Raw genomic sequence first — 1,011 nt, 5'->3', positions numbered from 1 at the left:
GATCAAGGTCGCTCGTGCTCGCGCCGCCGTGGCGGATGCGCGTCGGAACTTCGCACACCAGTGGTCTCACAAGCTAACGAGCGAGAACCAAGCCGTTTTCACAGAGACCCTGAACGTGCGCGGCCTGGCACGCACACGACTGGCAAAGAGCGTGCACGACGCGGGCTGGGCACAGTTCGTGCTGTTTCTGGAGTACAAGGCGAGCCGGCGCGGACGCACCTTCACCAAGGTTGACCGGGCGTTCCCATCCTCCCAGGTGTGTTCCGCCTGTGGACACCGGGACGGCCCCAAGCTACTCAACATCCGCACCTGGACTTGTTCCGAGCCGGCATGCCTTACCGTCCACGACCGGGACTGGAACGCCGGACGGAACATCCTCCACGAGGGCCGCCGCATACTCGCGGCGCAGACAGAACCACCCACCCCCGGACCGGGGGCCTCAAGCCGGTAACGGCGCGAGTTAACGCCTGTGGAGCGCACGTAAGACCAGGGTTTCCCTGGCTGCGCGCACAGCCCCCACCAACGTGGGGAAGAGACAGGAACCCATCCGAAGCCAGTAGTCCTAAACAAACGGGGCCACGGCAGGCGGGAAATTCCCGTGCTTTAGCGCGGGGGTACGGAGGTCAATCGTGCTCGTTCATGCCCGTGGTCCCTCCTCGATGGTCAGCGTCTGGACGACGTCCATGACGTACTCCGGTGTCAGGTGGACCGAGAAAGGACGCACCTCGTAGAACTTCATCGCCTTGCCGTCCTCGGACAGCTCCAACTGGGAGACCACCAGGCCGGCGGCCTCCAGCTTCTTCAGGTGGACCTGGAGCAGCGCGCGGCTGATGTCCAGCTCGCGCGCCAGTTGGCTCACGTAGTTCCGCCCGCCCGCGAGCGCCGCGACGACCCGCAGGCGGTGCGGGTTGGACAGGGTGGACAGCACCTGCACCAGGTCGTCGCCGGTCGGCGTGGGGTCTCTCATGTCAACGTCCAGCACATGCAAATAAACATTAGCAGGTGCCCATG

At 64.8% G+C, this 1,011-nt stretch carries 2 protein-coding genes; one reads left to right on the top strand and one right to left on the bottom strand.

Going from position 1 to position 1,011, the window contains the following annotated elements:
* Positions 1 to 451, top strand: a 451-nt coding sequence (locus KUM32_RS37195; protein ID WP_217146276.1) for an RNA-guided endonuclease TnpB family protein, incomplete at its 5' end; no start/stop codon positions are given.
* A gap of 186 nt (positions 452 to 637) precedes the next feature.
* Here KUM32_RS37195 and KUM32_RS37190 read toward each other — a convergent pair.
* The gene (locus tag KUM32_RS37190) at positions 638 to 967 is read right to left on the bottom strand and encodes an ArsR family transcriptional regulator (protein WP_217146277.1); all 330 of its coding nucleotides are present in this window, start codon (positions 965 to 967) and stop codon (positions 638 to 640) included.
* Between the last annotated feature and the right edge of the window lie 44 nt (positions 968 to 1,011).

This window comes from Streptomyces sp. AC627_RSS907 (assembly GCF_019049165.1).
The sequence above is the reverse complement of the archived record's forward strand: the minus strand, read 5'-3'. Positions and strand labels throughout refer to the sequence as shown.